Annotated in this window: 8 protein-coding genes, 3 pseudogenes and 1 other annotated feature; of the genes and pseudogenes, 3 read left to right on the top strand and 8 right to left on the bottom strand. The window is 61.4% G+C overall.

The window, feature by feature from the left end:
• Nucleotides 1-761: TniQ family protein (locus DC366_RS19075; protein WP_108693739.1), on the top strand; the 761-nt coding region annotated here is incomplete at its 5' end.
• On the opposite strand, the gene DC366_RS20410 is transcribed toward DC366_RS19075, so the two are convergent.
• From DC366_RS20410 to DC366_RS20405, 6 genes and pseudogenes are all read right to left on the bottom strand, one after another.
• Complete coding sequence (locus tag DC366_RS20410) at nt 758-1,006, bottom strand: hypothetical protein (protein WP_243405238.1); 249 nt, start codon at nt 1,004-1,006, stop codon at nt 758-760. The two genes, DC366_RS19075 and DC366_RS20410, sit on opposite strands and share 4 nt — an antisense overlap.
• A gap of 48 nt (nt 1,007-1,054) precedes the next feature.
• Nucleotides 1,055-1,192, bottom strand: a pseudogene (locus DC366_RS20595) (thiolase family protein); the annotation flags it as partial.
• The gene (locus DC366_RS20105; RefSeq protein WP_207768788.1) at nt 1,128-1,784 is read right to left on the bottom strand and encodes a thiolase family protein; all 657 of its coding nucleotides are present in this window, start codon (nt 1,782-1,784) and stop codon (nt 1,128-1,130) included. The gene DC366_RS20105 and the pseudogene DC366_RS20595, both read right to left, overlap by 65 nt.
• Nucleotides 1,785-1,811: 27 nt before the next feature.
• Nucleotides 1,812-2,822 carry an aldo/keto reductase gene (locus DC366_RS19065; protein ID WP_108693735.1) on the bottom strand — a complete coding sequence of 337 codons (1,011 nt, stop codon included), beginning with the start codon at nt 2,820-2,822 and terminating at the stop codon, nt 1,812-1,814.
• A gap of 24 nt (nt 2,823-2,846) precedes the next feature.
• Entirely contained in the window at nt 2,847-4,160 is a 1,314-nt protein-coding gene (locus DC366_RS19060) for an MFS transporter (RefSeq protein ID WP_207768787.1), read from the bottom strand.
• Nucleotides 4,161-4,203: 43 nt separating this feature from the next.
• A complete protein-coding gene (locus tag DC366_RS20405; protein WP_243405239.1) occupies nt 4,204-4,581 on the bottom strand; it encodes a MarR family winged helix-turn-helix transcriptional regulator in 378 nt (125 codons plus the stop codon).
• Between the two features lie 117 nt (nt 4,582-4,698).
• On the opposite strand from DC366_RS20405, the pseudogene DC366_RS20650 reads away from it, so the two are divergent.
• Nucleotides 4,699-4,860, top strand: a pseudogene (locus tag DC366_RS20650) (alcohol dehydrogenase catalytic domain-containing protein); the annotation flags it as partial.
• A 90-nt stretch (nt 4,861-4,950) separates the two neighbouring features.
• A complete protein-coding gene (locus DC366_RS19050; protein WP_243405237.1) occupies nt 4,951-5,451 on the top strand; it encodes a zinc-binding dehydrogenase in 501 nt (166 codons plus the stop codon).
• A 36-nt stretch (nt 5,452-5,487) separates the two neighbouring features.
• Here the strand turns inward: DC366_RS19050 and DC366_RS19045 are convergent.
• Both DC366_RS19045 and DC366_RS20525 read right to left on the bottom strand, forming a co-directional pair.
• Nucleotides 5,488-6,722 (bottom strand): IS3 family transposase gene (locus DC366_RS19045; protein ID WP_108693736.1). Its coding sequence is split into 2 segments (ribosomal slippage): nt 5,488-6,428 and nt 6,428-6,722, totalling 1,236 coding nucleotides; the frame shifts between segments, so codons are not numbered across the junction.
• Nucleotides 6,319-6,435 (bottom strand) — a sequence feature (AL1L pseudoknot). (Overlaps the previous gene by 117 nt.)
• A gap of 47 nt (nt 6,723-6,769) precedes the next feature.
• Nucleotides 6,770-6,874, bottom strand: a pseudogene (locus DC366_RS20525) (DDE-type integrase/transposase/recombinase); the annotation flags it as partial.
• Between the last annotated feature and the right edge of the window lie 76 nt (nt 6,875-6,950).

Genomic DNA, 6,950 nt, shown 5'->3' with positions numbered 1-6,950 from the left:
CGCCGCTGCCAGACGAGTTGTTGTCAGGTTGGTTATCACGGCTGGCGGCGGCCAACTACTGCGATGACGCGGAACTGTTGGCTCATATCAAAATTGATACCGCGCATGGCACCGCCTTGGACGTCAGTGTCGACGCGACCACGGCGGAGAGGATTGCCAACGCCGCACGAGTCGACCCAGATGTTGTGCGATCGTTGACCTTTCCGGCAATGACCCCACGAGAAGCCTCGCTGACGGCTCAGATGCCATTCCAGCATTGCGTGCAATGCTCCAGAGAGGGTCTTTCGCTCAGGCATTGGAGGCGGGCCTGGGCATTTGACTGCCAAGTTTGCGGGACGAGACTTGTGCAGACCCTTGGCAAACCCCGTGAGGAACAAATATCCGGAAAACTGATATTCCGAGCGCGCCGCGGGGCAGGGATGCTTGAGTGCGCCGCGCGATCGCGCGGCCCCAAGCAACTTCGGCGCGCAATGCGCGCAGTCACCTTTGCCATGTCACTCAAAACCTTCCGCGGGGATCCGTCGTTCGCTGTCCAGAACCCCAGATCGGAAGTTAGGCTGTTCTGCCTCGCCGCAATCGCCGCCGCTCGATCTCATCCCTTGGCTAAGGCAGCCATCGTCAGCAAAAGCATCGACGACTACGCAAGGGTTGCTCTCTTGCGCGCATTCGAGAAGGAGCCTCGATTGCTTGCCGCGGTTGATCACATCGCGCAAAGGCGCGCGAAAAGCGCCGGCCCCATGACAGCCTCATCTCACAATTAAGGGCAAAAATTGCCGCCAAACGCGTCCCGTCTCAGATTAAAGGGCAACGCGACAGCTGCAAACGCCTCGTTAATCTCGAACCGCTCGACATCGCCGATCTTCCAGCCAGCCTTGTCGAGGGCGCGTTTGACGGCCGGGACCGGACCGAGCCCGAACATACCGGGTTCCACGGCACCCACGCCATAGCCCGCGAGACGGGCGTAGGGTTCGATCCCCGCCTTCTCTGCGAAGGCGCGTTCGGCCACCACTAGGGCCGCGGCGCCTGCGTTCAGGCCGGGGGCATTGCCAGCGGTGATGGTCCCCTCCTTGCGGAAAGCCGGTTTCAGGCGGGCTAGCGTCTCTGCTGTGGTATCCGGCCGGGGGGCTTCATCGACCGCGAAAGTTTTCTGCCCCTTGCGGCCCTTTATCTCCGACCGACGTGATCTCTGCATCGAAATGGCCAGCGTCGCGCGCGACAGCGAAGCGCTGCTGCGAGCGGGCTGCAAAGGCATCTTGTGCCTCACGGGTGATCTGGAGTTTTGTTACCAGATCCTCGGTATGCCAGCCGGAATGCTCGCCCGAGAAAGCGTCGTTCAGCCCGTCCGTCAGCATGGCATCGAGGATCTGGCCCGGCCCCATCCGGTAGCCCCAGCGGCCGCCTTCGACCAGATAGGGAGCACGGTCCATGTTCTCCATGCCGCCGGCCACGACCGCGTCGCTGTCGCCCGCGCCGATTTCCAGCGCGGCCGACAGGATCGCCTGCGCGCCCGAGCCGCAAACGCGGTTAACAGTCAGTGCCGGCACCGAAACGGGCACTCCGCCGCCGATGGAGGCTTGGCGCGCCGGGTTCATCCGGGTGCCGGCTTGGACAACATTACCCATGACAACGGTTCCAACCGCCTCGGCATCAAGCCGCGCGCGCCGCAGCGTCTCGCGGATGACGGTGGCGCCTAGCTCCGTGGCCGGCAGGCCTTTCAGCGCACCGTTGTAGCCGCCGATGGCGGTGCGGACGGGCGCGGCGACGATGATATCACGCGTGGACATGGCTAGTTCCTTCTCTCTTTGTGCAGGTCATGCGACGATTTTCGTGGTTGGGACGACATTGCCCTGTGAGCTCGCCGCTCGTGTAGCGGGCGTGTCCACTAGGCTGCTGACGTCGTTAAGGCGGGCCAGGATTTCTGACGACAATGTCAGGCTGATCGCGCCGATATTGCCTTCGAACTGCGCCAGCGTTCGGGGCCCGATCATGGGAACGGCCCCGTGGCTGCCTGCCCAGGCGATGGCCACGCGGTCGGGACTTGTTTCAAGCTCCGCCGCGATCTCGAGGACCGTATCGAGGATGCGCGAACGTTGCTCGGTGTTCTCGGGCTGGAAGACGCGTCCTCCCATGCCCTCGGCCCGGCCGGTCTCACCCTTGCGGTACTTGCCGGTCAGCACCCCGCCGCCGAGCGGCGACCAGGTGACGATGCCGAGCCCGAGCGCCTGCGCGGCAGGGAAAAGGTCGGCCTCCGGCTCACGGTGGATAAGGCTATGTTCGAACTGCGCGGCGGCAATCGGGACGGCGCGCGTCAACTCTGCGATGGTGACAGCGCGGGCCAGCCGCCAAGCCGAGAAATTCGACAGGCCTGCATAGAGGATCTTGCCTGCCCGCGCGAGATCGTCAAGGCCGCGGACGATTTCTTCCGACGGGGTGACGCCATCGGGATGGTGGACCCAGAGGATGTCGATCCGTTCGGTCTTCAGCCGCTTCAGACTGGCCTCCAGCGAGGCGATCATCGCCTTGCGGCTGTTTCCGGTAACCAGACGGTCGGCATTCGGCTCGGCGCCATTGGTGTATTTGGTCGCCAGCACGAAATTCTCGCGCTTGCCCTGGAGCAGGGTGCCGAGGATCTCTTCTGACTGGCCAAACTGGTAGGTGTCGGCGGTGTCGATAAAGTTGCCCCCAGCCTCGGCATAGGCGTTGAAGATCGTGGCGCTGTCTTCCGCGCTGGCGCCGTGTCCCCAGCCGGTGCCAAAGGTGCCGGTGCCAAGTGCAATCTGCGAAACGCGCAAACCGGTATTTCCGAAGATCCTGTAGTCCATTTCAGTGTCCTTTCGTGCCGGTGATCAAGCCGGTTGGGGGGAGCCGCCGTCTTGTGTCCGTCGGATGGCGAAGACGGCAATGGCGGCCAGAAGGCAGATGACGCCCGCGATGTAGAAGGCGGGCAGATAGGTTGTATAGACGCTGCGGGTGAGGCCCGCGCCCCAGGCAGCGGCGGCCGCACCGATCTGATGGCCGAAGAAAATCCAGCCGAAGACGATCGCGGCATTCGCCCCGAACCGTTCGGCAGCCAGCTTCACCGTGGGCGGGACCGTTGCCAGCCAGTCAAGGCCGTAGAACACCGTGAACAGCGTCAGTTCGTAGAAGCCGAAGCCCGTGAAAGGAAGATAGAGGAGCGAAAGCCCGCGCAGACTGTAATACCAGAACAGCAGCCAGCGGCTGTCGAAGCGGTCCGTCAGCCAACCCGAGCCGATGGTGCCGATAAAGTTGAAGGCTCCGATAGCGGCCAGCATTCCGGCCGCCATGACCGGTGCGATCCCAAAATCGCTGCAAATCGCCACGAGATGCGTCTGCACCAAACCATTGGTCGTTGCGCCACAGATAAAGAACGTGCCGAACAAGATCCAGAACGTCCCCGATCGCGACGCTTCCTTCAACACCTGCAGCGGTTTGATGAGTGTATTTCCGAGTGATGAAGTATCGGCTGGCTCCGCGGGAGCCTGGCTCGCACCATAAGGCAGGAGGCCGATATCTGCGGGGCGATCGCGCATCAGTATCAGCACGACCACGGCACTGAGAGCCAGCATCGCCACCAGCAGACCGAGGGCCGCCCGCCAGCCCCATGCCTCTGACATAGCCGCGAAGGCCGGAAGGAAAAGTACCTGTCCGGTGGCGACGCTGGCAGTCAGCAATCCCAGCACCATACCGCGCTTTGCCACAAACCATCGCGTGGCAACCGTTGCGCCCAGCACCATTGCCGTCAAGCCGGTCCCGAGCCCGACGACTATGCCCCAAAAGAGGAAGAGCTCGGGCAGTGTCGTCATGGTGAAGGAGCCGATCACTCCGGCTCCCATCATGGCCAGCGCGACTAGAGAAACCTTCCGCACACCAAAGCGATTCAAAAAGGCGGCAGCAAAGGGGCCGACTGCCCCGAACAGCAGCAACCTGACCGCGAAAACTGCCGAAATGTCGGCGACGTCCCAGCCGAATTCGTCCTGCAAGGGGCCGATGAGAACGCCTGGTGCCCCGACCGCGCTGGCACCAACCATCATGGTCAGAAAGGTCGCTGCGACGACCACCCATCCGTAATGAATGCCCTTGTTCGAGAACGCCTTTGTCAAGGTTGTTGAACCAGGAGGTGGAAGGTGATCAGGCGTCATGAAGCGTCCTTATGCGGGTATATGCGCGCGTTTGAGCAAAAAATCAGATCGATCGGAGAATGTCCTGCAAGGCGGTGATCTTCACCGGACCAAGCCGGGCCTCCATTGCCTTCTGGCATTCGTCCCATACTGGACCGGCGTTTGAGAGAATACCGGCGCCGTGAGGGGTTAGCATCACGATTGCTTCCCGATGATCGACATCGCCGCGATGTGTTTCAACAAGGCCTACGCGCTCAATCACGCGGACGTTGCGGCCGATCGTCGAGCGGTCGAGCTGGGCGTCTTTTGCAAGGTCTGTGAGGCTGACCGGCTGGAGCCGCTCGATTGTCCGCAGTAGGGAGAACTGCGCGACATTGATGCCGAACGGAGCCAGCGCCTCATCGTAGATCGAGGCGACTTTGCGGGTGGCGGAACGAAGCATCGAGCAATAGCAGCGGGTCATTATGCGTGTATATACCCTTAATGTGCGTTTGTCGAGGCTGCCGGAGAAAATCGGCCTTTCCGAGCGCAGCACCATTGGCGCGCGACCGGCCTCAACCTGCTGGACATCAAGATCCGCAATGGCGAGTTCAAGCCGATCCTGCCTTACAAGCCTCCCTTTATCCTTGGCCACGATCTGGCCGGTACGGTGACATCTGTCGGATCGCAGGTGCGGCGCTTCAAGGTTGGCGACGCCGTCTATACCCGGCCGCGCGACGGGCGCATCGGCGCTTTCGCTGAAGCCATCGCCGTCCATGAAGATGATGCGGCCCCGAAACCCGCCAATCTTTCTGTCACGGAAGCCGCTGGCATGCCGCTCGTCGCGCTGACCGCCTGGCAGGCACTGGTCGAGGTCGGCAAGCTCAAGCCGGGCCAGAAAGTGTTCATTCAGGCAGGATCGGGGGGTGTCGGCACGATCGCCATTCAGCTCGCCAAACATCTCGGTGCGACGGTTGCCACCACCTGCGGCGCCAGCAGCATAGAGCTGGTGAAGGGTCTCGGTGCGGACGTGGCCATCGACTACCGGACGCAGGATATAGAAAAGGGGCTGTCCGGCTACGATCTCGTGCTGCACAGTCAGGACGACGCGACACTGCAGAAGTCGTTGCGCGTGCTCAGGCCTGGCGGGCTGCTGATCTCGATTTCGGGGCCTCCCACACCGACCTTCGCGAAGTCGCAGGGCCTGAATTTCATCCTGCGCCTGGTGCTCGGCCTGATCAGCCGCAAAGCGCGTAAGACCGCGGCACAGCTTGGCGTGAACTACAGCTTCCTGTTCATGCGCGCGAGAAACGCGCGAAAGTTGGTAATGTGAATCGCCCCGGTTTCATCGGAGACCTATAGCTTCATATTACGCGACCATATCGAGCACGTCGCGCTGTGCATAGAAGTTCTCTTCTGCCTCGGCTGGCGGGATGTTTCCGATGGGGCCAAGCAAGCGTCTGTGGTTGAACCAATCGACCCATCCGAGGGTGGCCATTTCCAGATCCTGCATGTTACGCCACGGGCCCTGGCGATGGACCAGTTCGGTTTTGTAGAGACCGTTTATCGTTTCAGCGAGGGCGTTGTCATACGAGTCACCGACACTGCCGACCGATGGCTCAATGCCAGCTTCTGCCAAACGCTCGGTGTATCGAATGGACAAATATTGCCCGCCGCGATCCGAGTGATGAACCAATCCGCCCCTTTGAACAGGTCGGCGATCATGCAGGGCCTGTTCGAGAGCATCGAGAACAAAGTCAGTTTTGGCCGACCGCGAGACCCGCCATCTTATGATGCGGTCGGCAAACGTGTCGATGACAAAGGCCACATAGATGAAGCCCTGCCACGTGGACACATAGGTAAAATCGCTGACCCAGAGCAGGTTCGGAGCTGGTGCTCGGAACACGCGGTTCACCTTGTCGCGCGGACAGGGCGCTGACGTGTCAGGGATCGTTGTCTTGACCACCTTTCCGCGCACGGCACCACGGATGCCGATCTGTTTCATCAAGCGCTCCACCGTGCAGCGCGCCAGCGTATAGCCTTCCCGTTTTAGCTGATGCCACGCCTTGCGGACCCCATAGACCTGGTAATTCTCATCCCAGACCCGCTGGATCACTGGGCAGAGTTCTGTGTCACGCTGATGCCGCGCCGAAGCTTTGGAAGGATCAGCGAGGCACGCCAGGCGGTGGTAATATGTCGACGGCGCGATCGGCAGAACCCTGCAGATCGACTCGACGCCGTAGACAACGCGCTGATCTTCAATGAAGGCGATCATCGCTTCAGTGGGCGGTCGAGTTCCGCCTGCGCAAAATAAGCTGACGCCTTGCGCAGGATCTCATTCGCCTGGCGCAGCTCGCGAACCTCGCGTTCCAGTGTCTTAATCCGGTCCCGTTCCTCGGTCGTGACACCGTCGCGCATACCGCTGTCTTTCTCGGCCTGCTTGACCCATTCGCGCAGGGTCTGGGGGATACAGCCGATCTTTGGTGCAATGGCCGCGATCGCGCCCGCCTGCGTTTCGTATGAGCCTTGATGCTCAAACACCATGCGGACCGCACGCGCACGGACCTCTGGCGAGTAGCGATTTGCCATTTTGCTTTTCGTCATAACCATCATCCTTAGTTAAGTTGATAGTCTCCGACAAACCCGGGGCGATTCAGAACCTTACGCGTCGCCCAGTCCATGATAGCCACCAGATAAAGGAACCCGCGCCGCACCGGGATGTAGGTAATGTCGCTACACCAGACGTGGTTCGGGCGTAAACCTCCGCCGAGGGCCGTCTGGCTGCTGGGCTGTGAGATCGTTTATCGAGTGTCCTTATGGACGCACACGAAG

It is taken from the genome of Pelagivirga sediminicola, from assembly GCF_003072125.1.
GTDB classification, from domain to species: Bacteria; Pseudomonadota; Alphaproteobacteria; order Rhodobacterales; family Rhodobacteraceae; genus Roseovarius; species Roseovarius sediminicola.
Note: the sequence above shows the minus strand (reverse complement) of the source record. Positions and strands in the feature narration are given on the sequence as shown.

What these genes read in the sequence shown, in the direction of transcription:
- DC366_RS20105 (WP_207768788.1), bottom strand. Translation starts at nt 1,784, where the DNA reads ATGTCCACGCGTGATATCATCGTCGCCGCGCCCGTCCGCACCGCCATC.
- DC366_RS19065 (WP_108693735.1), bottom strand. Translation starts at nt 2,822, where the DNA reads ATGGACTACAGGATCTTCGGAAATACCGGTTTGCGCGTTTCGCAGATT.
- DC366_RS19060 (WP_207768787.1), bottom strand. Translation starts at nt 4,160, where the DNA reads ATGACGCCTGATCACCTTCCACCTCCTGGTTCAACAACCTTGACAAAG.
- DC366_RS20405 (WP_243405239.1), bottom strand. Translation starts at nt 4,581, where the DNA reads ATGCTTCGTTCCGCCACCCGCAAAGTCGCCTCGATCTACGATGAGGCG.
- DC366_RS19050 (WP_243405237.1), top strand. Translation starts at nt 4,951, where the DNA reads ATGCCGCTCGTCGCGCTGACCGCCTGGCAGGCACTGGTCGAGGTCGGC.